This window comes from Streptodolium elevatio (assembly GCF_040649515.1).
GTDB lineage: Bacteria > Actinomycetota > Actinomycetes > Streptomycetales > Streptomycetaceae > Yinghuangia > Yinghuangia elevatio.
In genome coordinates this window covers 1-22,946 of record NZ_JBEZFP010000142.1, presented here as the reverse complement: position 1 = coordinate 22,946, position 22,946 = coordinate 1, and the positions used below count along the sequence as shown (strand labels likewise).

At 73.5% G+C, this 22,946-nt stretch carries 22 protein-coding genes; 11 read left to right on the top strand and 11 right to left on the bottom strand.

All coding sequences use genetic code 11. The features are described 5' to 3' along the window. Positions 1-64: 64 nt before the first annotated feature. From AB0C36_RS35860 to AB0C36_RS35850, 3 genes are all read right to left on the bottom strand, one after another. Positions 65-1,666, bottom strand: a complete 1,602-nt coding sequence (locus AB0C36_RS35860) for an ABC-F family ATP-binding cassette domain-containing protein (RefSeq protein WP_358362600.1) — start codon at positions 1,664-1,666, stop codon at positions 65-67. A gap of 231 nt (positions 1,667-1,897) precedes the next feature. After that, the gene (locus tag AB0C36_RS35855; protein WP_358362599.1) at positions 1,898-3,631 is read right to left on the bottom strand and encodes a YVTN family beta-propeller repeat protein; all 1,734 of its coding nucleotides are present in this window, start codon (positions 3,629-3,631) and stop codon (positions 1,898-1,900) included. A gap of 474 nt (positions 3,632-4,105) precedes the next feature. Then, complete coding sequence (locus AB0C36_RS35850) at positions 4,106-4,834, bottom strand: 2OG-Fe(II) oxygenase (RefSeq protein ID WP_358362597.1); 729 nt, start codon at positions 4,832-4,834, stop codon at positions 4,106-4,108. Between the two features lie 148 nt (positions 4,835-4,982). Between AB0C36_RS35850 and AB0C36_RS35845 the strand changes: the two genes are divergently transcribed. Next, entirely contained in the window at positions 4,983-5,447 is a 465-nt protein-coding gene (locus AB0C36_RS35845; RefSeq protein WP_358362595.1) for an SRPBCC family protein, read from the top strand. Positions 5,448-5,458: 11 nt separating this feature from the next. Here the strand turns inward: AB0C36_RS35845 and AB0C36_RS35840 are convergent, their stop codons facing one another. Next, positions 5,459-5,956, bottom strand: coding sequence for a nitroreductase family deazaflavin-dependent oxidoreductase (locus tag AB0C36_RS35840; protein ID WP_358362594.1), 498 nt, complete (start codon positions 5,954-5,956; stop codon positions 5,459-5,461). A 109-nt stretch (positions 5,957-6,065) separates the two neighbouring features. Between AB0C36_RS35840 and AB0C36_RS35835 the strand changes: the two genes are divergently transcribed. After that, positions 6,066-6,992 (top strand): LLM class F420-dependent oxidoreductase, encoded by a 927-nt coding sequence (locus AB0C36_RS35835; protein ID WP_358362592.1) that lies wholly within the window; start codon positions 6,066-6,068, stop codon positions 6,990-6,992. On the opposite strand, the gene AB0C36_RS35830 is transcribed toward AB0C36_RS35835, so the two are convergent. Together AB0C36_RS35830 and AB0C36_RS35825 are read right to left on the bottom strand one after the other, a co-directional pair. Beyond that, positions 6,973-7,395: a GNAT family N-acetyltransferase gene (locus tag AB0C36_RS35830; RefSeq protein ID WP_494410265.1), complete on the bottom strand. Its 423-nt coding sequence runs from the start codon at positions 7,393-7,395 to the stop codon at positions 6,973-6,975. The two genes, AB0C36_RS35835 and AB0C36_RS35830, sit on opposite strands and share 20 nt — an antisense overlap. Before the next feature lie 176 nt (positions 7,396-7,571). Next, complete coding sequence (locus AB0C36_RS35825) at positions 7,572-8,282, bottom strand: TetR/AcrR family transcriptional regulator (protein WP_358362590.1); 711 nt, start codon at positions 8,280-8,282, stop codon at positions 7,572-7,574. 327 nt (positions 8,283-8,609) lie between these two features. On the opposite strand from AB0C36_RS35825, the gene AB0C36_RS35820 reads away from it, so the two are divergent. After that, entirely contained in the window at positions 8,610-9,005 is a 396-nt protein-coding gene (locus AB0C36_RS35820; protein WP_358362604.1) for a nitroreductase family deazaflavin-dependent oxidoreductase, read from the top strand. An 11-nt stretch (positions 9,006-9,016) separates the two neighbouring features. Here AB0C36_RS35820 and AB0C36_RS35815 read toward each other — a convergent pair whose 3' ends face one another. From AB0C36_RS35815 to AB0C36_RS35795, 5 genes are all read right to left on the bottom strand, one after another. Next, positions 9,017-9,553: a GNAT family N-acetyltransferase gene (locus AB0C36_RS35815; RefSeq protein WP_358362589.1), complete on the bottom strand. Its 537-nt coding sequence runs from the start codon at positions 9,551-9,553 to the stop codon at positions 9,017-9,019. 75 nt (positions 9,554-9,628) lie between these two features. Then, positions 9,629-9,931 carry a hypothetical protein gene (locus tag AB0C36_RS35810; protein ID WP_358362587.1) on the bottom strand — a complete coding sequence of 101 codons (303 nt, stop codon included), beginning with the start codon at positions 9,929-9,931 and terminating at the stop codon, positions 9,629-9,631. Then, positions 9,928-13,224 (bottom strand): SNF2-related protein, encoded by a 3,297-nt coding sequence (locus AB0C36_RS35805; protein ID WP_358362586.1) that lies wholly within the window; start codon positions 13,222-13,224, stop codon positions 9,928-9,930. The genes AB0C36_RS35810 and AB0C36_RS35805 overlap by 4 nt, the downstream gene beginning before the upstream one ends. A 163-nt stretch (positions 13,225-13,387) precedes the next feature. Then, positions 13,388-14,155, bottom strand: a complete 768-nt coding sequence (locus AB0C36_RS35800; protein ID WP_358362585.1) for an MBL fold metallo-hydrolase — start codon at positions 14,153-14,155, stop codon at positions 13,388-13,390. Positions 14,156-14,303: 148 nt separating this feature from the next. Continuing rightward, on the bottom strand, positions 14,304-15,344 hold the full coding sequence (locus AB0C36_RS35795) for a DMT family transporter (RefSeq protein ID WP_358362583.1): 1,041 nt from the start codon (positions 15,342-15,344) through the stop codon (positions 14,304-14,306). 151 nt (positions 15,345-15,495) lie between these two features. On the opposite strand from AB0C36_RS35795, the gene AB0C36_RS35790 reads away from it, so the two are divergent. From AB0C36_RS35790 to AB0C36_RS35755, 8 genes are all read left to right on the top strand, one after another. Next, positions 15,496-16,458, top strand: coding sequence for a LysR family transcriptional regulator (locus tag AB0C36_RS35790; protein WP_358362581.1), 963 nt, complete (start codon positions 15,496-15,498; stop codon positions 16,456-16,458). A 430-nt stretch (positions 16,459-16,888) separates the two neighbouring features. Next, positions 16,889-17,464 (top strand): DUF3995 domain-containing protein, encoded by a 576-nt coding sequence (locus tag AB0C36_RS35785; protein ID WP_358362579.1) that lies wholly within the window; start codon positions 16,889-16,891, stop codon positions 17,462-17,464. Next, positions 17,461-18,051, top strand: a complete 591-nt coding sequence (locus AB0C36_RS35780) for an RNA polymerase sigma factor (RefSeq protein ID WP_358362577.1) — start codon at positions 17,461-17,463, stop codon at positions 18,049-18,051. Before AB0C36_RS35785 ends, AB0C36_RS35780 begins: the two co-directional genes overlap by 4 nt. Further along, a complete protein-coding gene (locus tag AB0C36_RS35775) occupies positions 18,048-18,599 on the top strand; it encodes a hypothetical protein (protein WP_358362576.1) in 552 nt (183 codons plus the stop codon). Before AB0C36_RS35780 ends, AB0C36_RS35775 begins: the two co-directional genes overlap by 4 nt. Before the next feature lie 159 nt (positions 18,600-18,758). Further along, positions 18,759-19,238: an RrF2 family transcriptional regulator gene (locus AB0C36_RS35770; RefSeq protein WP_358362603.1), complete on the top strand. Its 480-nt coding sequence runs from the start codon at positions 18,759-18,761 to the stop codon at positions 19,236-19,238. A 129-nt stretch (positions 19,239-19,367) separates the two neighbouring features. Further along, on the top strand, positions 19,368-20,660 hold the full coding sequence (locus tag AB0C36_RS35765; protein WP_358362574.1) for an MFS transporter: 1,293 nt from the start codon (positions 19,368-19,370) through the stop codon (positions 20,658-20,660). A 181-nt stretch (positions 20,661-20,841) separates the two neighbouring features. Beyond that, on the top strand, positions 20,842-22,239 hold the full coding sequence (locus AB0C36_RS35760) for an FAD-dependent oxidoreductase (RefSeq protein ID WP_358362572.1): 1,398 nt from the start codon (positions 20,842-20,844) through the stop codon (positions 22,237-22,239). A 166-nt stretch (positions 22,240-22,405) separates the two neighbouring features. Continuing rightward, positions 22,406-22,861, top strand: a complete 456-nt coding sequence (locus tag AB0C36_RS35755) for an SRPBCC family protein (RefSeq protein WP_358362570.1) — start codon at positions 22,406-22,408, stop codon at positions 22,859-22,861. Positions 22,862-22,946 lie beyond the last annotated feature (85 nt).

The following is a 22,946-nucleotide window of genomic DNA, read 5'->3' as shown; positions in this document are numbered from 1 at the left end:
CGCGGACCGGCCGGTCGGCCGGTCCGCGAAACCTGCGCCTGGGACACCGGGGCGGCCCAGCCTCTCAGGCCAACGCCACCAGGTCTGCGTACTCCGGGTTCCAGAGGTCCTCAGTCCCGTCCGGCAGGACCAGGACACGGTCGGGACGCAGGGCTTCGATCGCCGTTTCGTCGTGCGTGACCATGACGATCGCACCCGGGTACGCGCCGACCGCGCCCAGTACTTCGTCCCGCGACAACGCGTCGAGGTTGTTGGTCGGCTCGTCGAGCAGCAGCACGTTCGCCCCGGAGTGCACGAGGCCGGCCAGCGCCAGCCGCGTCTTCTCGCCGCCGGACAGCACCCCGGCCGGCTTGTCCGCGTCGTCGCCGCGGAAGAGGAACGCGCCGAGCACGCGCCGCGCTTCGTCGTCGGTGAGGTGCGGCGCCGCGGCGGCCAGGTTCTCGCGTACCGTGCGCGCCGGGTCGAGGGTGTCGTGCTCCTGCGCGAAATAGCCCAGCCGCAGCCCCACTCCGGGCACCACTCGGCCCGAGTCCGGCGCGACCGCACCCGCGAGGATCCGCAGCAGCGTGGTCTTCCCCGCGCCGTTCAGGCCGAGGACGACGATCCGCGCGCCCCGGTCCACCGCGAGGTCGACGCCGGACAGGACCGCGCGTCCGCTGTACGCCTTGGCCAGCGACACCGCCCCCAGCGGCATCCGTCCGCACGGCGCGGGTTCGGGCAGCCGGATGCGCGCGACCTTGTCGGCGCGCCGGGTCGGCTCCAGGTCGGCGAGCATGCGGTCGGCACGCCGGGCCATGTTGCGGGCGGCGACGGCGGTGGACGCGCGGGCGCGCATCTTGTCGGCCTGCGCGTGCAGCGACGACGCCTTGCGCTCGGCGTTGGCCCGCTCGCGCGCCCGGCGCCGGTCGTCGGCGTCACGCTGCGCGAGGTACGCCTCCCATCCCACGTTGTGCACGTCGACGGTCGTACGCTGCGGGTCGACGTGGAACACGCGGTTGACGGTGTCGGCGATCAGCCCGGTGTCGTGGCTGATGAGCACCAGGCCGCCGCGGTACGACGCGAGGAAGCCGCGCAGCCAAGCCACCGAGTCGGCGTCCAGGTGGTTCGTCGGCTCGTCGAGCAGCAGCGTGTCGTGGTCGGCGAACAGGATGCGCGCGAGTTCGACCCGGCGGCGCTGGCCGCCGGACAGCGTGCCGACGGGCCGTGCCAGGGCGTCGTCGGGCAGCCCGACACCGGCGGCGACGCGGGCGGCCTCGGCCTCGGCCGCGTAGCCGCCGCGGGCCTCGAACTCGGCCTGGGCCCGGGAGTAGGCGTCCATCGCACGTTCGAGCGCGTCGGCGGTCGTGGCCGCCGCCATCGCGGACTCGGTCGCGCGCAGGCGGCGTACCGCGTCGTCGAGGCCGCGGGCGGACAGGATGCGGTCCACCACGGCCATCCGCGGGTCGGCGGCCCGGGGGTCCTGGGGCAGATAGCCGACGGAGCCCCCGCGCGTGACGGTGCCGGCGGCCGGGGCCGCCTCACCCGCGAGCGTGGTGAGCAGGGTGGTCTTGCCCGCGCCGTTGCGGCCGACCAGGCCGATGCGGTCGCCGGGGGCGATGGTGAAGGAGATGTCGGAAAGCAGCAGGCGCGCGCCGACGCGCACGTCCGCGCCGCGGACGGTGATCATGGGATGACGCTCCGGGATAGCTCATGGACACACGGGTGGCGTGGAAGCGTGTGTCGGAGCTAGGACAGCCGGGGCGTGGACATGCGGCCGAGTGTACGTGAGCACGTTTCCGGACCGCGAAGGATTTTGCGGGACGCCGCGCCTTGCGGCACGGTTCGCGGGCGCCCGCCCGTCTCCGTCCCGGTCCGGCGGGCGGCTTCGGGGCCGCCCGCCGGACTGCGGCTCACCTGGTCAGGGGCAGGTGGCCAGCAGGATCGACACCACGGTGCAGCTCGCCGCCGCGGTGTCGTTGGCGGGGTTCGGGTCGGCCGGTGTGGAGGCGGTGCGGGCGGCACTGACCTGGACCTGCCCTAGCGAGAGCAGGCGCAGCGGGACGCGGAATGTCTTGTTCGCGCTGGATCCGCCGGCGATCGTCCCGTACGTGCAGGTCACGGTGCCGGGTGCGGCGGTGCATCCGGCGGACAGGTTGGTGGCGCCGGCCCCCGGCGGCAGCGTGGCCGTGACCGTCGTCGAACCGGCCGGAGCGGGACCGGTGTTGCGCACGGTCAGGGTGTACGTCAGGTAGGGCACCAGGAGGCCCAGTTGCGTCTGGGTGGTGACGTCCACGTCGATGTCCGCGCTCGGCGGGGCGTCGACCGAGGTGGCCTGGCTCGCGGTGTTGTCCGCGGGTTCCGGGTCGGCCTCGGTCGCCGTGGCGGAGACCGCGGCGGTGAGCGTGCCGGTCGCGGTCGGCGTCACGGCGACGGTGACGGTGGCCGCGGTGCCGTCCGCGACCGTGCCGAGCGCGCAGGTCACGGTCGGTGGCGCGAGGGTGCACGAGCCTTGGGAAGGCGTGGCGGAGGTGATCGTCCGGGCGGCGCCGGACAGGGTGAGGGTCGCGGTCGTGCCGGTGGCGGCGTCCGGCCCCTGATTCGCGAACGTGGCGGTGTACGTCAGCGGAGCGCCCTGGGTCACGGGGTCGGCCGAGTCGGTGACGGCCGCGGCCAGGTCCGCGGTAGGTGGGGTGCCCGCCGACGACACGGCGACGGCGTACGGCAGTTGGCCGACGTCGACGGTCGCGGTGACGCCGTTGGCCGCCGTGTCGAGCACCGAGACCGTGTTGGCGTGGGCGTTGGTGACGTACGCGCGGCTGCCGTCCGGGGACACCGCGACGCCGAACGGGCCGGCCCCGACCGGGACGAAGGCGGTGACGACGTGGGTCGCGGTGTCGATCACCGCCACCGTGTTGTCGACGCTGCTCGTCACGTACGCCCGCGAGCCGTCCGGGGAGATCGCGAGGCCGAACGGGCCGACGCCGACGGCGATCGTGGCGGTCACGGTGTTCGTGGGGATGTCGATTACCGAGACGTTGTGCGAGTCCTGGTTGGTGACGTAGGCGCGGGAGCCGTCCGGGGTGACGGCAATGCTGCTCGGACGCGCGCCGACCGGGACCGTGGCGGCGACGGTGCCGGTCGCGGTGTCGATGACGGACACCGTGCCGGCGCTGTTGGCGGTGACGTACGCGCGCAGGCCGCTCGGGGACAGGGCGATGCCGAACGGCCCGTCGCCGACCGGGATGTTCGCGGTGACGGTGTTCGTCGCCGTGTCGAGGACCGACACCGCGTCCGCGCCGAGCGCCGTGACGTAGACGGTGCCGCCGTCGGGAGAGACCGCGGCGTTGACCGGGACGGCCCCGACCGGGACGGTCGCGGTGACGGTGTCGGTGTCGGAGTCGATCACCGAGACCGTGTCGGAGCCGCTGTTGGGGACGTAGACGCGGCTGTCGTCCGGGGACACCGCGACCCCGCTGGGCGCCGAGCCGACGGGGATCGTGGCGGTGACCGCGTTGGTGGCGGTGTCCACCACGGACACGGTGTCCGAGCTGAGGTTGGCGACGTACGCCACCGGCGCGGACGGCGCGAGCGCCCGCGCTTCCTGGGCCGTGAGCGCGACCAGGCCGGAGACGGCGAGGGCGCCGGAGGCCACCAGCGCGGTGAACCGTCGGCGCCCTGCGGCACGCGTCTCACGGGTCGTTCGGCTCGTTCGGGTCGTTCGGGTCGTTCGGGTGGTACGTAAGGCTGAACTCGAGGACATGGGCCCCTCCCCACTCGGCGTCCGCCCGCGCACGGCAGCGCCGACTGAGGTGGCGGGGTTGCGGACCGTGCGGCCCCGCCCCCGGTCACGCCACCGGGGAACCGGCGCCCGCTACGGTGCGAACATCCCTGAAAGACAACGAGGTTGGTTCCCTCGGAGGGCCCAGAATGGCATCGGGGACGAACCCGGCAGGGCCGAACACCCACATCGGTCGGACCAGGGCACAATCCGACTCCGCAGACGAACGCAACCGCCAGGAACCGACCACCCGGCCGCCGTTTCGGACACCCGGCGGGCACGGCTGCGTACGCGGAGGACCCGCAAGGGCCCTCGCGGGCGGGCCGCCGACCGATCACTCGGCACCGGTCACTCGGCGTCGTGGAAGACGATGCCGAGCGCGTGGCGGCGTCCGGTGCGGACGGTGCTCACGCCGTGCCGCATCGGGGCGGCGGACCAGCCGCGCGCGGAGCGGACCGGGCGGTCGCGGGTGGTGAAGACAAAGCCGCGGCCCCGCGGCAGCGTGGTCGCCATGCCGCGCGACTGGGCACGGGGGCGCTGCTCGACGAGCAGGAACTCGCCGCCGGTGTAGTCCTCGTGTGCGACGTCGAGGCCGATCACGACCTGGAGGGGAAAGACGAGGTCGCCGTACAGGTCGCGGTGCAGGGCGTTCCAGTCGCCGGGGCCGTAGCGCAGGAGCAGCGGGGTGGGGCGTACCTGGCCTGCCGCGTGGCACATGGCGAGCCACTCCTCCAGCGTGTCGGGCCAGGGGGCGGGACGGCCGAGGCGCGCGGCCCAGGTACGGGCGACGGGCAGCAGGCGCGGATACAATGCCGCACGCAATTCGGCGACAAGGCCCGGGAGTTCGTACGAGAAGTAACGGTACTGGCCGGAGCCGAAGCGGTGCCGGGCCATGTCCACGGTGCTGCGGAACACCTCGGGGTGGTCGTACAGGTCCGCGACGGTCCGGCACGTCTCGGGGTCCAGCAGCGGTGCGGTGAGCGCGCCTCCGTACGCGTCGAGCTCTTCCGTGAGCGCGTTCCAGTCCGTCTCGGCGACCGACCGGGCGAGCGGGGTGGCGGTTGCCTGGATGGCCATAGTGCGTCCTTGGGTGCGGGCGGTTGTGTCACCTCCCACTGTGCGCGACGCGGCTGCCGCGGTCCGGCGGAAATCGGACCTCGCACCTGCCGCGGCGCGCCGCCGAGTCATCGCGCGGAATGCCCCGGATTCTGCTGCGATGAGGGGTATGACTGAGCCTCAGGTAGTGGTCGAGCGGCGCGTCAAGGCGTCGCCGGACCGGGTGTGGCGGATCCTGACGGATCCGGCGGGCGCGGCAGACACGTTGAGCGGCGTGACGAAGGCCGAGGTGCTGACGCCGGGTCCGTTCGGGGTGGGCACGCGGTGGCGCGAGACGCGCACGATGTTCGGCAAGCAGGCGACCGAGGAGATGACGGTGACGGCGTGCGAGCCGCCGCACCGGTACGTCGCCGAGGCGAATTCGTACGGCATGCACTACGTCTCGGAGTTCTCGGTGGCCCCGGACCTCGACGACACCGCGATCCTGCGGATGGCGTTCAGCGGCACGTCGGCGGGCGGTCCGGCAGGGTTCTTCGCCAAGGTGTTCAACCGCCTCGGGCACAAGGCGGTGGCGAAGGCGATGAAGCAGGATCTCGCCGACATCGCCGCCGCCGCCGAGCGGGACGGCGGCTGAGCGGCCGCGCCTCACCTGGGGGTGAGGCGCACCACCGGGTAGACGCGCTCCGACTTGGCCTGGTACTTCGCGATGCGGGGCTGCGCGGTGGCGATGCGCTGCCAGGCCTGCTCGCGCTCGTCGCCGGTGAGGCGCCGCGGGGTCACGGGAGCGGCGGACCGTCCGGGCATCTCGACCGAGGCCTGGTCGGGGTGGGCCAGCAGGTTGGCGTGCCAGTCCGGGTGTCGGCTGCCGCCGCCCGAGGCGACCACCAGCCATGCGTCGTCGCCGTCCGGGAACCACGCCACCGGCGTCTCGCGGCGTTCCCCGCTGTGGCGGCCGGTCGTGTGCAGGAGCAGGACGTCCATGCCCATGAACGTGCCCTTGCCGCGGCGGATCTTCTTGGCCATGCGGGCGTTCGCCTTGTGCTGCATCCAGCGCGAGAACGCCCCCGGCGTGCCGGGCTTGCGCTTGCCGGTGTTCTGGTCCTGGTTCATGGCCGGCCTCGAATCGGTGTGCTCGGTGTCCATGCCGCCGACGCTATGAGCGGCCCGACAGCGGGCGCTTCTCGATTCCTGACCGATCATGCGCCCGGTGGGGCGAGTGGGTCGGCGCAGGCCCCGGGGTGAGAATGGCCCTATGGATCTTCGAGTGTTCACCGAACCCCAGCAAGGTGCGAGCTACGACACGCTGCTCTCGGTCGCGCGGGCGGCCGAGGAGTTGGGCTACGACGCGTTCTTCCGGTCCGACCACTACCTCCGGATGGGTGACGGCGACCCGTCGCCGGGCCCGACGGACGCGTGGATCACGCTGGCCGGCCTCGCGCGCGAGACGAAGCGCATCCGCCTGGGCACGCTGATGACCGCGGCCACGTTCCGACTGCCCGGCGTGCTGGCGATCCAGGTGGCCCAGGTGGACGCGATGTCCGGCGGGCGCGTGGAACTCGGCCTGGGGGCCGGGTGGTTCGAGGAGGAGCACACCGCGTACGGCATCCCGTTCCCGAAGGAGAAGTTCGACCGTCTGGAGGAGCAGCTCGCGATCGTGACCGGGCTGTGGGAGACCCCGGTCGGCAAAACGTACGACTTCGCGGGCACGCACTACACCCTCAAGGACTCCCCTGCGCTGCCCAAGCCCGTGCAGAGCCCGCGTCCGCCCGTCCTCATCGGCGGCCACGGGCGCAAGCGCACGCCGGCCCTCGCGGCCCGCTACGCCGACGAGTTCAACGTCCCGTTCGCGAGCACCGCGGACAGCGAGCGGATCTTCGGGTGGGTGCGCGAGGCCATGGCCGCGCAGGAACGCCCCGCCGACAGCATGGTGTTCTCCAACGCGCTCGTGGCGTGCGTCGGCCGTGACGACGCCGAGGTGGCGCGGCGGGCGGCGGCGATCGGCCGGGAGCCGGCCGAGCTGCGCGAGAACGGCCTCGCGGGCAGCCCGGCCGAGGTGGTCGAGAAGATCGGCCGGTACGCGGCCCTCGGCTCGACCCGGATCTACCTCCAGGTGCTGGACCTGTCGGACCTGGACCACCTGGAGCTGATCGCCTCCGAGGTCATGCCGCAGCTCGGCTGAGGGCTTTCTCGAACGGCCACGGCGCGAACGGGGGCGCGTCGGTGTCGAACAGGGCCGTGTAGCCGGTGGCGAGGTAAAGCCCCTTCGCCTCCGGCTGCCGCGGCCCGGTGGTCAGGTAGACGCGGGTGTAGCCGCGTTCGGCGGCGGTGCGCTCCAGCTCCTCCAGGACCTTGCGCGCGAGCCCGCGGCGCCGGTGGTCCGCGTGCGTCCAGATGCGCTTGAACTCCGCCGTGGTCGCGTCATAGCGGCGGAACGCCCCGCCCGCGACCGCCTCGCCGCGCTCGAAGAGCAGCACGAACGCCCCGTCCGGCGGGTCGAACTCGTGCACGGGGAACCGCGTCATCTCGTCGGCGGCGAGCGCGCCGTAGAGGCTGTCGTACTGCTCGCCGAGCGCCCGGAGCATGGGGGCCGCGGCCGGGTCGGTGATCGGCAGGTGGCGTACGTCGAACACCGCCGCGCCGGAGCCGCCGTCCGCCTCCCGCGGAGCGGCCGGGCCGGCCGGACCGGCTTCCTGCGGTATCGGGCTGAGGGTCATGCGGTGCGCTCCCGTGGGTCTCGTCGGCCGGGTGGTACGCGGGCTCACCCGCCGTCCGGCAGTCCGACCAGGTCGGCCATCCGGGCGACGGCCTCGGAGAAGAACGCGTCGGCCGGATCGAAGCTTCCCGCGAACGTCCCGAAGAGCTCGAAGCCGATCATGCCGGAGAGCTGCGACCACGCGATCACCGCCCGAACCGCGGCGGCGGGCGGCAGGTCGATCGCGACGAGGGAGGCGGCCAGTTCGCCTTGTGCGGCGAGCTCCGGGTCGAGCGCGTGCCGCCGGGCGGGCGGCTCGGCGAGCAGGCCGGCGTCGAGGGCGTCCTTGACGACGCCGAGCAGGGCCACCGGGACGCGGCTCGCGTGTCCGACGGTCGCTTCCGGGGCCTGATAGCCGGGGACGGGCGTGCCGTAGATGAGCGCGTACTCGTGCCGGTGGGCGATGGCCCAGGTGCGGGCGGCGGCGCACTTGGCGGTCCAGCGGCCGCGCGGATCGGCGGCGGGGATGCCGTCGTCGCCGTGCTCGACGGCCTCGCCGAGCCCGTCGTACGCGTCGATGATCAGCTGCGTGAGCAGGTCGTCCCGGCTCGGGAAGTAGCGGTACAGCGCCGACGAGACCATGCCGAGTTCGCGCGCGACCGCGCGCAGGGAGAGGCGCTGGGCGCCTTCGGAGGCCACCTGGCGGCGGGCCTCCTCGGTGATCTCGCGGGTCAGCTCGGCCCGGGCGCGGTCACGGGCGGTTCGGCTCGCGTTCATGCCGGAAGTGTTCCACGTGTCGGATCGGCGCACAAAAAAGAGAGCACTGCTCTTGCATTGGCGGCGGTCGGTGGGGCATGCTCTTCCCAGGCAAGCGAGAGCAGTGCTCTCGACAACGAGCAGGGCTCACAAAAGGGAGACGCCATCATGACCGGAATCGCCACGACCGCCGCGCAGACCGTCGGGCAGACCACCGTGCAGGACGCCGCACAGGCGGTCGAGAAGAACACCGGGAAGACCGCCGCGCAGACCCAGGGCACCGAGGCGGGCAAGGCCGGCGGGCCCCGCGTGGTCTCCGCGGGCGGGGCCGCCACCGCGGTCAACCGCATGGTCGGCTGGCTCACCCGGCACGGCATCAGCCTCGCGGGCAGCCGCATCCTGGCGGTGCGCGGACGCAAGTCGGGCCAGTGGCGTACGACGCCGGTCAACCCGCTCACCCACGGCGACGACCTCTACCTGGTCGCCCCCCGCGGCCACACGCAGTGGGTGCGCAACCTGCGCGCGACGGACGGCGGCGAACTGCGCCTCGGAAAGCGCGTCGAGGCCTTCACGTACGTCGAACTGGCCGACCACGAGAAGCCGGAGATCCTGCGCGCCTACCTCAAGCGCTGGAAGTGGGAGGTCGGCGTCTTCTTCGAGGGCGTGGACGCCACGGCGACCGACGAGGAGCTGGTGCGCATCGCCCCGGGCTACCCGGTGTTCCGCATCCGGACCCAGGGCTGACGCGGCAACTCCTACTCGGCAGGCGGTGCCTGACGGGGCTTCAGCTCCAGCTCGTAGAGCACGGTGTCGATCCAGCGGTTGTGCTTGAAGCCCACCTCGGTGAGGCGCCCCGCCTCGGTGAAGCCGAACGACTTGTGCAGCCGCGACGACGTGTTGTCGTCGCCGCCGTCGGCGATCACCGCCAGGACGCGGCGGACCCCGGCGTCCGCACAGAGCGGCAGCAGCGTCGACAGCAGGGCACGCCCGACCCCCTTGGCGGTGTGGTCGGGCGAGATGTAGACGGTGTCCTCGGCGGTGTGGCGGTACGCGGGCTTGGGCCGCCACGGGCCCGCGTAGGCGAAGCCGACCACCTCCCAATCCTCCTCCGCGACGAGGAAGGGCAGGCCGCGGGCGTGCAGGTCGTACGCCTTGGCCCGCCAGTCCTCGGCCGTCGGCGGCACCTCGTCGAACGTCGCGACGCTGTTGTGGACGTAGTGGGCGTAGATCGCCGCGACCGCTTCAAGGTCGTCGGGGTGGGCCGGCCGGATACGGACGGACTCGGCGGACATGGAAGAACTCCTTACTCTTTCCGGCCCGCAAGGTGCGCGGGCCGACAACGATCCTGCCGTGTCGGCGCGCCCGACTCACCGAGAGGTCAGCGCGTCGTACGCGGGACGCACGAGATCGGCCGGATTCCGTCCCCGGATTGCCAGGTCCGGCACACCGAGCCGGGCGACTGCCGGGTCGGGCACCAACGGCGCGTCCGCGGCCATGGGCACGGCGCCGCCCCAGAAGTCGGCGGCGCCGAGGTCGCCGGGCCGGGGGTCGGCGGGCAGGGGAGCGACGACGCGCGGGGCGTCGACGCCGACGTCGGCAACGCGGGGGTCGGCGGCTTCCCGGTGGCCCGTGTCGTCCCGGCCCGCGTCCTCCGGTGTCGTGCCCCTCATGCCTCCGCCTCCTCCGACAGTGCGACCAGTTCGCGCAGGGCCTCGGCCGACAGGTCGGTCAGCCAGTGCTCCCCCGGCGCCCCTCCGGCCTCGCTCCGTCCCCCGACGACCGACGCGGCGAGGCCGCGCTTGGCCGCGATCAGCCCGTCGATGCGCTCCTCCACCGTGCCGACGCAGACGAACTTGCGTACCTGCACGTGCTGTCGCTGCCCGATACGGTACGCCCGGTCGGTCGCCTGGTCCTCGACCGCCGGATTCCACCACCGGTCCACGTGCACCACCTGGTTCGCCGCGGTCAGGTTCAGACCGGTGCCGCCCGCCTTGAGCGACAGCACGAAGACCGAAGGCCCGTCCGGGTCCTGGAAGCGCTCGACCAGCTCGTCGCGCCGCCGCCCGGTGATCCCGCCGTGCAGGAACAGCACTTGGGTGCCGAGGCGGTCGGTCAGGTGCTCGCGGAGCAGCCCGCCGAACCGGGCGTACTGCGTGAAGCAGAGCGTCTTGTCGCCCTCGGCCGCCGCCTCCTCCAGAATCGCGGCGAGGCGTTCCACCTTGCCCGAACGCCCGGCGACGGGCGTGCCGGTCTCCTTGAGGAACTGCGCGGGGTGGTTGCAGATCTGCTTGAGCTTGGCGATGGTCGCCAGGATCAGGCCCTGCCGCTCGATGCCCGCGGTGTGCGCGACCCGGTGGTCCATGTCGGCGACGACCGCCCGGTACAGGCCCGCCTGTTCGGGGGTAAGCGAGCACAGCACCGTCATCTCCTGCTTGGCCGGCAGGTCGGCGGCGATCGCCGGGTCGGTCTTGTGGCGGCGCAGCACGAAGGGCGCCGTGACGCGGCGCAGCGCCGCCAACGCGGCCTCGCTGCCGTTGCGTTCGATGGCGATTGCGTACGTCGCCTTGAACTGCTCGGCGCTGCCGAACAGTCCGGGGTTGGCGAAGTCGAGGACGGAGTGCAGTTCGGCGAGGCGGTTCTCGACGGGCGTCCCGGTGAGCGCGATGCGGTGCCGGGCCGGCAGCGCGCGGATCGAACGCGATTGGCGCGTGGCGATGTTCTTGATGTTCTGCGCCTCGTCGGCCACCACGCGCCGCCACGAAACGGCGCGCAGCATCTCGGTGTCGCGGAGGGCGGTTTCGTAGGTCGTGATGACGATGTCCGCGTCACGTGCGGCCTTCTGGAACTGCTCGTCCGTGCGGCGGTCGGCGCCGTGGTGGATGTGGACGCGCAGTGTGGGCGTGAAGCGCTCGGCCTCGCGGGCCCAGTTGCCCACCAGGGACATCGGGCAGACGACCAGTGTGGGGCCCGGCGTGCCCGCGGCGCCCGCCTCCTCGTCCTCGCGCTGTTCGGTGGCGAGCAGCGCGAGCGTCTGCACGGTCTTGCCGAGGCCCATGTCGTCCGCGAGCACCGCACCCACGCCCAGGCGTGCCAGGAACGCCAGCCAGTCCAGGCCGCGTTGCTGGTACGGGCGCAGCGTCGTGGCGAAGGTGTCCGGCAGGACCACCGGGCGTTCGCGCACCGCCTCGGCGCCCGCGAGGAGTTCGCCGAGCCACGCGTCCGCGTCGACGCCGAAGACCGGCAGGCCCGCGACGGTTGCGCCGGGGTCGATCGCGGTGCGTACCACCTCGCCTGCCGCCATGACGCCGGTGCCCTGCCGTGCGATGAACGCGGCGGCGGCGGTGATGTCCGCCAGGTCGGCTTCCGTCCACTGGCCGCGGAATCGCACCAACGGGCGCGTGGCCGAGGCCAGTTCGCGAAGCTCTGCGTCGGTGAGCACGGCGTCGCCCAGCGCCGCTCGCCATTCGAAGGCGACGACGGCGTCCTGGTCCAGCAGGCTGCCGCCGGCGACCAGGCCGGGCGTACGCGTGCGCGCCGACAGCGTCAGGCCCACCTTCGGCGGGTTCCGCCACCAGCTCGGCAGCAGAACACCGAAACCGGCTGCGGCGAGGGCGGGGGCGGCGGCGCGCAGGAAGGCGAGGGCGCCGTCGCGGTCCAGGCGTACCGTCCCCGGACAGACCTCACGCAGCGTCGAGTCGAGCACCGGCCAGGCCCGGGCGGCTCGTTCGAGGTCGGCGAGGAGCGCGTCCTGCGGCTGGTACTGCTTGCGCTCGAACACGTTGAGCACCGGGCCGGCCGTCCACACGCGCGACGCCTCCACCAGGAGCGACGGTTCGTCGGGGGCCTGGAGCAGGATGTCGACGCGCCAGTTGTCGTCGGTGGTGCCGCCGAACAGATCGGCGGGGTCCGGTCCGAGCGGTTCGACGAGGCGGAAGCAGGTACGCAGCGGCCGGCCGGGCGACGCCTCGCTGCTCTGCCACCGGGCGAGTGCGTCGCGCAGCCGCACCACGTCCTCGGTGGAGACCGCACCGGCCGGCTCGGGGGCCACCGCCCGCGTCGAGCGTCCCAGCGGCGCGAGCGGCCCGATCCGTCCGCTCGGGCCGGTCAGCGCGGCGAGCCACCGCTCGGCCGCCGTCTCGGGGTCGCGCGGCGGACGGCCGGGCGGCAGCAGCGAGGGCAGCCCGTCGAGGGCCGCGCGTACTTCGCGGTCGACGAGCACGTCGAGCAGGTCGGCCACGAGTTCCATGGCGCCGACCGCGGCCCCGGCCGGGCTCGCGGCGCCGGGGACGTCGGCATCGGGGGCGTTGGCGTCGCGGGCGCCGGCACCGGGCGTGCCGCGGACCTCGGCACGGCACACGGGCGGGCAGGCGTCGGCGAGGGCGCGGATCAGCGTCCAGTCGTCCTCGGTCGGCGCGGGCCGCCACCGGGCGAGGGCCGTGTCGTCCTCGACCACGAGGTCCGGCAGCACGCGGCCGCGTCCGGCGAGCCGCCATGCCACATCGTGCACGGCGGTCAGCCAGCGCAGCGACGTGCCGTACGGGACGTCGACCGCCCCCTCGTCGGCGGTCTCGGTGCGTAGCGCGGCGTGCCGGGGGTCGAACAGCGCGCCCAGGAGTTGCGCGGCCTCGTCGGCGTCGAAGACGAGCGCGGGAACCCGCCACGGTCGCAGCGCGAGGTCCGGGCGCGGGCCGCGCACCGGCTCGGCCGGGATCTCGGGGGACGGCTGCGGCTGCGCGTCGGCGAAGGTGGGCAGGAGCAGCCCGGCCCAGCGGTGCCGGGCCTGCCCGGCCAGCCATTCCAGGCCGGGGCCGACGCCGCCGAGCAGTTCGGCGAGCAGGTCGGCGGAACACGCGTACGGGTGCGCTGCCCCGCTGTGACCTGCGGAATCCGCCCGGGCGCGGCCGTCCTCGCCCCAGATCGCGAGCGTCCGGTCCGCGCGCCAGAGCGCGTGCAGAGCGAACACCGCGTGCCTTTCCGTCGTGCGACCCCCGATGCGGCACCTCGGACCGTGCCACCCCGGCAGCCTATGCGCCGCATCCGACAGCCGCCGATCCCCCGGGGCGTGCCGCCCTCCGAGAGCGGGCCCCGGCGGTCACCCCCGGCGCGGAGTTGCGGGCGAGGCCCGGCTACAGCTCGATACGGTCCCCCGGCTTGGGCAGGTGGAGGCGGTCGGCCAGGCCGGCGGTCTCGAACGCGGCGGCGAGCGTGTCCGCCCCCTCGGTGAAGTGCCCCCAGTGCTCGAAGTGCAGCGGGACCACGTGGGACGCGTCCAGGATCCGGGTCGCCTCGGCGGCGTGCGCGCTGGTGAGGGTGAGCGGGCCGTCGGCGACCGGCGTACGTGCGGCTCCCGCGAACAACAGGGCGATGTCGACCGGACCGATCCGGCCGGCGATCGTGCGGACGACGTCGAGCGAGGCGTTGTCGCCGCTCACGTACACCGTCGGGAGGCCGTCCCCGTCGAGGACGAACCCGGTCACCTCGCCGACCAGATGCTCGGTGCCGTCGGGGCCGTGCTGCGCGGGGACCCCGGTGATGCGCAGCAATCCGCCGTCAGGGCGGGCGAGTTCGACGGTCTCCCAGTTCGGCAGGACGCGTACGGCGTCGCCCAGGCGGCCGTGCGCCGACGCCGTGCTGAGCACGAGCGGGGCCGCCGCCAGGAACTGCCGTCCCGAGTCGTCGAGGTTGTCGGGGTGCTGGTCGTGCGACAGCAGTACGGCGTCCACAGCGCCGACCTCCGCGGCCTGCACCGCGGGCCCGGCGGTCTTGACCAACGCGCGGGCGCCGACGGGGTGTTCGCCGGGCGGGTCGAAGGTGGGGTCGGTCAGCAGGCGCAGCCCGCCGATCTCCACGACGGCGGTGGGACCTCCGACGTACCGGACGGCAAGGCGGCTCATGGGCGTCTCCTGACAAGCGCGCGGGCGATTGGTCAGGGCAACAGGGCCGGGTCCGCGATCATTCCGCGCGGGACACCGGGCGCGGGCATGACGGATGCCCCGGCAGGGGTTGGGGGCCGGGGCATCCGTGTTCGGGGGCGCGCGTCCGTCAGGCGCGGGTCGTGGCGAGCGGGGTGGGCGAGGCGGAGCCGACGGGCTCGTGCGCGGCATCCGAGGTCTCGGCGTCTTCAGGGGCCGTGGAGACTCCGGAGAAGTCGGAGGCATCGAAGGCATCGGAGGGGCCGGAGAGGTCGGACGTCTCGTCGGCATCGGCGGCCTTCCGACGGCTCAGGGCGATGCCGCCGAGGACGATCGCAATGCCGAGCGCCATCCGGATCCCGAACGGTTCGCCGAGCGCGAGGGCGCCGAGCAGCACCGAGACCGGCGGAAGCAGGTAGATGACGGACGAGGCGACGGCCGGGCCGTCGTCGAGCAGCAGCCGGTAGTTGAGGAAGATCGCGACGCCGGTGCCGAGGATGCCGAGCACCGCGATCGCGGCGAAGGCGTCGAAGCGGACGTCGACCGCCAGGTCTCCGGTGAACGGCAGCACGGCGGCGAGCATCGCGGTGGCGGCGGCGAGCTGCGCACCGCACAGGACCACCGGGTCGAGGCCGCGGGCAGCGAGGAAGCGGTCGAGGTACAGGTAGCTGATCGCATAGGAGAACGCCGCGATCATGATCATCGCCGCGCCCGGCCCGAACGCGCCCTTGGCCTGCCAGGGGGCCAGGATCAGCAGGACGCCCGCGAAGCCCAGGAACAGCCCCGCGACCTGCGCCGGCGACAGGCGCTTTCCGCTGCCGACCACGACCGCGAGCAGCAGGGTCCACAGCGGCGTCGTGGCGTTGATGACGCCCGCGACGCTGCTGTCGACCGTCTCCTCGCCGAAGGCGAACAGCGCGTACGGCAGCGCGTTGTTGAAGAAGGCCGCGACCGTCAGGTGGCCCCAGGTGCCGAGCCCTCTCGGGAGGCCGATGCCGCGCACGCGGCTGAGCGCCAGCAGCACCGCGGCCCCCAGGCCGACGCGCACGAGCGCGACTTCCACCGGCGAGAAGCCGCGGAGTGCCAGCTTGATCCACAGGAAGCTGGAGCCCCAGATCGCCGCCAGCAGCGCGACACGCGCCAGACTCCCCCACCGCAGCGTGCCGCCCATGGCCCGGTTCCCTTCGTCCGCCGGCGGCGCGGTGCGCGCCTGCCGCTCGGTATCCAGGCTGCCGCCGCACGACTGTTTACGTCCATCGACAAAATCCGCAGCAGAGCGTTAAGCCTGGACTGAACAATCGCGGTGCCCTAGCGTGGCCGGTATGACGTCTCCCTCCGACCTCGACCTCCGCAAGGTGCGCGTGCTGCGCGAACTCGACCGGCGCGGGACGGTCTCGGCGGTCGCCGAAGCGCTGCACCTGACGCCGTCGGCGGTGTCGCAGCAGTTGACCGCGCTGTCGCGTGAGACGGGCGTACGCCTGCTGGAACCGGCCGGCCGCCGCGTACGGTTGACCGGCGCCGCCCGTGTCCTGCTCCGGCACGCCGATCACCTTTTCGCGCAACTGGAGCGCGTACAAGCCGATCTGGCGGCCTATCAGGAAGGCGGCACGGCCGAAGTACGCATCACCGCGTTCGGCTCGGCCATCACCGGCCTCGTCCTGCCCGCGCTGCGGGATCTGCGCGAGCGCCGGCCGGGTCTGTCGCTGGTGCTCCGCGAGTCCGAGCTGCCCGAGGGCTACACGGGTCTCGTGGCCGGTGAGATGGACATCGCAATCGTCATCGCGGCGCCGGACGGCCCGGCGGGCGACGACGCCCGGTTCGCGCGGATGCCGCTGATGTCCGACCCGCTCGATGTGATGATGCCCGCGGACCACCCTCTTGCGAACGCCCGCGAGATCTCTCTCACGGACCTCGTCGAGGACACATGGGTGACGGGATCCGTCGGCGCGTGCAGCCAGTTGACCGCGACGGCGTGTGCCGCGGCCGGGTTCGCGCCGCGTGTCCGGCACCGCGCGGACGAATGGACCACCATCTTCGGCCTGGTCGAGGCGGGTTTGGGGATCTCGCTCGTGCCCCGGCTGGTGAGCGCGAAGATGTCGACCATGACACCGCAGCACACGGGCAATGTGGTCCTGCGGGTGCTGACCGGCCAGGCCCCGCAGCGGCACATCGCGGCGTACGTCCGCAACGGCTCCGAAACCGCCCCGCACTTGGCCATCGTGCTGGACGCGCTCGCGGCGCAGGCCGGCCGGGTCGAGGCCGGGCGGCCGTTGGCCGTGGCCTGAGGCGATCGGCGCGACGGCGCCCGCCAATTCGCGGCTACGGGCGGGGTCCTGCGAGCTGCCCTGGGCAACGTCCGCGGCGGTGTCCTTGATGAGGTCCTCGGAGACGTCCTTGCCGAGGTCTCCGGTGATGTCCTTGGCGAAGCAGACGCACAAGGGTTCGACGCGCCGATGCCGTAGACGGGGATCTGCACGTAGCCGTGCTTCTCGTACAGGCCAATCGCTTCGGGCTGACGTGTCCCGGCGCCGGGTCGGCGATGCCGCACGGCTCGATGGCCAGAGCGGGATGGTCCATGTCCGGCAGTCCATTTCGCGCCTCCCCTGCGGAACGTGACGGCGATCACCACGATCTGCGCGAATTCGCACGGAACGAATCGGCGTCCGGGCTCCTCCTCCCACCGACACGCCGTCAGGTTCGGAAGGGGATCCCTCGATGAGCAACCCACTGGTGCCGTTGCGCGCCTCCAGGGCACGTCGCTTCGGCAGTGCCGTTGCGGCGCTGCTCGCGGGCGACGCGCTCGTGCACGCCGTCTGGGCGACGGGCCTCACATGGCCCGCCGATTCCGCGCGGGGCCTGTCCTACGCCGTTCTCAATGCCGATGTTCCTTTCACCCCAAAGGTGTTGCTCCCGCTCTGTGCGTTGCTGGGCACGGCGGCCGCATCGGTGTACGTGCACTCGCACCGCGTCGGCGGACGCCGGGTGCGGCAGGCGGCCCGCCTCGGCACGGCGGCGGTTGCCGGCGGACTCGCGCTGCGGGCGTCGGCCGGGGCGGTATGGATCACGGGAGTGGGGGTCGACGTGGACGCGCCGTTCTACTGGCTGAATCTGGTGCTGTACACCCCGGCGTGCGTGGGCTTCGGCTACGCGGCGATGCGCCTGGCGGCGACTCCGGTCGAACCGTCGCCGGAGACGACCACCGGGGAAGCTCCCGCACGCGAGGTGACGGCACGGGAAGCCGCGGTGGCGCGGCGCCGCCGTGCCCGGATCGGCGAAACTCTCGGGGGATGATCGGCACTGTGACCGAACAGCCACCGAGGCAGCAGGCGGCGCAGCCGCCGAGACTGCCGTCCGGGCGGCCGCCTGACACCGCGGCGGACCGCCGGGCGCGCGGGATCGCGCTCGCCCGGGCCGCGCGGCAGGGCGACACGCTGGCGATGAACGACCTGCTCGACCAGCTGATCCCCTACGTCTCGTCCATCTGCGCGCCCATCGCCCTGAGCAGTCGTCAGGACGCGGTCCAGGAAACGCTGGTGGCGGTGTTCCGCGCGCTGCGGTCACTCGACGAGCCCGAGGCCTTGTACGCGTGGGTCCGTGCGGTCGCGGTACGCGAGGCCGTCCGCGTGGCCCGCCGTGACGCGCGCGACCTGCCCGTCGAGCCGATCGACCTGCCCGCCCCGGGCGACCCGCAACTCGCCGCCGACATCGGCGACGTCGTCTCCCGGCTGTCCCCCGAGCACCGCGCGGTCCTGGTGCTGCGCGACGTGGAGGGGCTCGACGAGAAGGAGGCCGCCGCGTTGCTGGGCGTACCCGAGGGCACGGTGAAGTCCCGGCTGCACCGTGCCCGTGCCGGATTCCGAAGGATGTGGTCGTCATGACGGACATGCTCGAAGGCATGGCCGACGGGATGCCGCCGCTCGGCTCGGTCGGACGCATGCGCGTCATGGCCGCCGGGGTGCGCGGGGCGCGGGTCGTCGAAGGCGTGCTCCCCGCGTCGTTCCGCGACGTGTGGCTGGTGATGGGCGATCTGGAGGGCGGCTTCGGCGCGTTCCAGCCGGACATGCGCAAGGTGCGCGTCGAGAGTGTCGACGGGGACCGGGTCACCGCGCTCGCCCGGAGCAGGTACGGCCCGCGGGCGCGCCTGCACGGTGTGCTGCGCCCTGGCTGGTGCTGGCTCCAGAGCCGCTTTCTGGTGGTGGGCATGGCCGCCGAACCAATCGGGCACCGCGAGACCGAAAGGCCGGCGGAAGGGACCGGCGAGGTCGGAATCCGCGCAGGCGACGGGGACGGCTTCGGGACGCGTGTCGCCCTGACCGGCGGCGTCCGCGTCCCCGGCCGCGCGATGCTCCTGCCCGGTGCGGAGCGCGAACTGCGGCGCGCGCTGGCGCTCCTGACGGACCGGGTGGTCGGCCACGGGCCCGGGTGAGGCGCCGCGCAGTCGGCTCGGCGGCAGACCGCGGCGCGGCAGACCACGCGGCCGCGGACACGCCGGTAGCCGTGACCGCGGTCGTGTCGGCGAATGCGTGGCCGACCGCGTTTGCGGTTGCCTCGCATAACCTGGACATGTAGTGTCCAGGTTATGCGGATGAACGAAGGCGTCGAGTGGGCGATGCACTCCTGCGTCAACCTTTCCTGGGTCGCCCCCGAGCGGGCGGTGACCGCGGCGAAGCTGGCCGCGTTCTACGAGCTGCCCACGGCGTACCTCAACAAGCAGCTTCAGGCGCTGGCCCGGGCCGACATCCTGACGTCGACGCCCGGCCCGCGCGGCGGGTTCCGTCTCGCCCGACCGGCCGAGCGGATCACGCTGATGGATGTGGTCACCGCGATCGAGGGCCCCGACGAGGCCTTCCGCTGCACCGAGATCCGCCGGCAGGGCCCGAACGCCGACGCCCGGACCGACAACCCCACCCCGTGCCTGATCGACGAGGCCATGCGGCACGCGGACCTCGCCTGGCGCCGCGAGCTGGCCGCTCGGACCATCGCCGACATCCGCGACCAGGTCGAGGCGCGGGCGCCGGGCCGGCCGGACCAGGTCCGCAACTGGTTCGAGAACGCCCGGGTCTGACCCCGCCCGTCTGCATCACGAGACTCACCCCGCAAGCCGGCACCGCTCCACGCCCGCCCACCCGCCGACTAATTCTGGACATCAATTGTCTGGAACCCGGAACGAGACAGAACCGAAAGAGGTGCCGCGATGACCACGGCCGCACTCCGTGCCCTCCCGCGCAGCAGCCACCCCGTCGACGCGGGCGGCACGATCGCCGCGACCGCGGCGCCGCGCCGCATTCCGGCGCTCTGGCTGGCACTCCTCGCCACCCCGGTCGCGGCCACCGCCAACGCACCCGTGCTGATCCTCCCGGAGATCTCCGGTGCCCTCGGCACCTCCACGGCGACCGCGACGTGGCTGGTCACCACGTTCGCGTGGGCCATGGCCATCGGCACTCCGCTGGCCGCGGGCCTGCTGCGCCGCCGAGGCGCCACCGCCGCACTGCGCACCGGGACCGTCTCCGTCGTCGTCGGCACGCTCGCGGTCGTGCTGTCGCCGTGGCTGCCGCTCCTGCTCGTCGGCCGGGCAGCCCAGGCGTTCGGCGGCGCCGCCCTGGTCACCGTGGCCATGAACCTCGCCGGCGACGTCCGGCGCATGGGCGTCATCACCGCCGGGTTCGCCATGTGGGGCGCGGTCGGCCCGCTCGCCGGATCCGCGATCACGTCGGCGCTGTCCTGGCGGGCCGCCCTCGTCGTCTCGGCCGTGGGCCTGCTCGCGGTGCCTGCCGTCGCGGCCCACCTGCGCACGCCGGAAGGCCACGGCGCCGCGTCGGCCGGTACTCCCGACCGCCCCGCGCAGCCCGGCGCCGACCAGGCGTTCGACGCCCGCGGCGCGGTCGCGCTGGTGACGCTGGTGACCGCGCTTGTCCTGCTCCCCCACTTCACCCTGCCGGCGCTCGCGGTGGCCCTGGTCGCCGCGGTCCTGCTGGCGCTGCACGTGCGGACGCGCCGGGTCGGATTCGTTCCCGTCGCGCTGCTGCGCAGCCCGGTGTTCCTGGCGTCGGCCGGCCTGGCGGGTGCGCTGTCGACGGCGTACTTCGGCCTGCTCTTCGCGGTGCCGCGCCTGATGGACGACGCCACCACCTGGGCCAAGGGCACGATCGGCGTCGCGCAGATGGCCGCCCTGCTGATCGGCGGCGCGGCCTCGTGGGTGCTCGCCGCGGTCTCGGGCCGCCTGGGGCGCGGCCGGGTGACCGCCGTGCTCGTCCTCCTGGGCGTCGCGGGCCCGGTCGCCGCGGTATTCGCCCCCTGGGCGCCGGTGCTGGTCGTCGTCCCGGCACTCGCGGTGCTGGCCGCGTCCGGCGGCCTGTCGACGCTGAGCGTGCGCGCCTCGGAGGTCGCACCCGCCCCGCTGCGCCCGGCGGCGATCGGTTTGCTCAACCTGACGTACCAGCTCGGCGGCGCTTTCGGTCCCGCGATCGCCCTGCTTGCGGTGGCCTGACCGGGCCCGCCCGTCCCGGCCGACCGGGTGCCCCTGTGGCCGCCGCCGCCCGGCAACAGGGGCATTTGCCTGGCGTGGACACCAACTGCGATGGACTTTGCCCTTGTTGCTCCCCGCCCGGGTGGGCAGGCTGGCGGGGTCAGGGGTCGGCTCACCGGCTGTGCGACATGAGGAGCGTGCCGTGCGCGTTGCGGTGGTGGGTGGCGGAATCGGTGGTCTTGCCGTCGCGCTGTTCCTGGCCCGGAGAGCGCACGACGTCACCGTCTTCGAGCGCGACGGACGCCGGGCCGGGGTCGGGCTCGACGAGGACACCTTCACCTGGGTGCGGCCGAGCGTCCCGCAGGCCGCGCAACCGCACCTGCTGCTCGCCCCGGTGCGCCGCGTCCTGCGCGCCGACGCCCCGGACGTGTACGCGGCGATGCGCGAGCTCGGCGCCGAGGAGTACCACGAGTTCGACTGGTTCGACACCCCGCCGCCCTACCGCCCCGGCGACGAGGAACTGGTGACCGTACGCGCCCGGCGCATCGTCCTGGAGACCGCGCTCGCCGGCGCCGTGGCGCGGCAGCACGGCGCCAACCTCCGGCTCGGCGCCCCGGTCCGCGGGCTCGACCTCGACACTTCGGGACCCGTCCCGCACGTGACGGCGGTACGCACCGACCACGGCAGGCACCGCGTCGACCTCGTCCTCGACTGCGCGGGCCGCAGGTCGCCGCTGCCCCGGCTGCTGGCCGAGGCGGGGTGCCGGGCCCCGGTCGTGGAGAGCCACCGCACCGGGCTCGCGTACGTCTGCCGCTGGTACCGCCTGCGCGGGGACGCGCCCAAGCGGGTGCGTCCCGTCTCCATGGCGTCCTTCGCGAGCGCGGCCGTCTTCCCTTCCGACAACGGCGTCTTCGCGGTCGCGCTGCTGGTCGCGACCGCCGACCGCAGCCGGGGCGCGCTGCGCGACCCGGCGGTGTTCGACGCGGCCGCCCGGCTGTTCCCGGCCGCCGCGGCGTGGCTGGACCTCGACCCCGAGCCGCTCACCGGCGTGCGGGCGATGGCCGGCCTCGACAACCGGTGGACCGCGCTCGTCGACGACGAGGGGCCCGTGGTGACCGGTCTGGTGGGCGTCGGCGACTCGGTCGTGCACACCAATCCCACGCTGGGGCAAGGGTGTTCGCTGGCGCTGCGGGAGGCCCAGTGGGTGGCGGCGAACTCCGGTGACGCGAACCGGGAGCCGGCCGGGTTCGCGATGGCGTACGCGGCGTGGTGCCGTAGCGCGCTGCGCCCGTGGTTCGACGTGCAGGTGGAGGCGGACCGGGGTCTGGCGGCGGTCGTGGGCCATGACGGGACGTCCGCGCCTCCTGCGTTGTCGGGGCGCGAGGCGGCCCGCATGGCGCGGTCGGCGTGTGCGTACGAGGACCCGGTCGTCATGCGCGCCCGGGCCAAGGTGCAGCACTTGGCGGAGGTCCCGGCCGTGGCGTACGCGGACGAGGAGGTCCGGCGGCACATCGACATGTGGCTGGAGGCCAGGGACGGCCTGGTGCCCGGTCCGGACGGGCCGGAGCGCGACGAGTGGCTGGCGGCGGTCCGCGGGTGACCTCGCGCAGGATTGTTTTCGCGCCCGGCGATGAGTTTCGGTGCGGAGGGCGGTCTACCCCTCCGAAAGCGCGGCGACGCTCGCCGCGGCACACGCAACACCGAACGACACCAGGCAGCGGCACGGGCCGTCAGAAGACGGACCGCATCACACCGAGGAGCCCGCAATGTCCGAGACCCCGATGGCCACCACGATGACCGACAACGGCGACGGCGACGTGACCTTCGTGCGCGAGTTCGACGCGCCGCGCGAGGCGGTGTTCGCGGCGTACACCGATCCGGACCAGATCGTGAAGTTCTTCGCGCCCGAGGGCCTCACCGTGCCGCGCGAGAGCGTCACCCTGGAGCCGTGGAAGGGCGGGCGATGCGAACTGACCATGGTCATGGGCGACATGGAGATCCCGTTCGCCGGCGTGTACCTCGACGTGGTCGAGCCCGAGCTGCTGGCGTTCCATGTGCCGGGCGAGGCGATGAAGCAGGAGATCACGCTCACCGACCTGGGCAACGGGCGGACCCGGCTCACCCTGCACCAGACCGACGTCCCGGAGCAGTTCCGCGGCGAGATGGCGCACGCGGGGTTCGACTCCAGCTGGAACCTGCTGGCGCGGCACCTGGCTGCCTGAGGCGTGGCCCGAGGGCATAGCCGCCCCACAGGATCCGGTTGTCCTCGGACAGCCGGTAGTAGTGGAAGTGGTTGGCGCTGTCGCC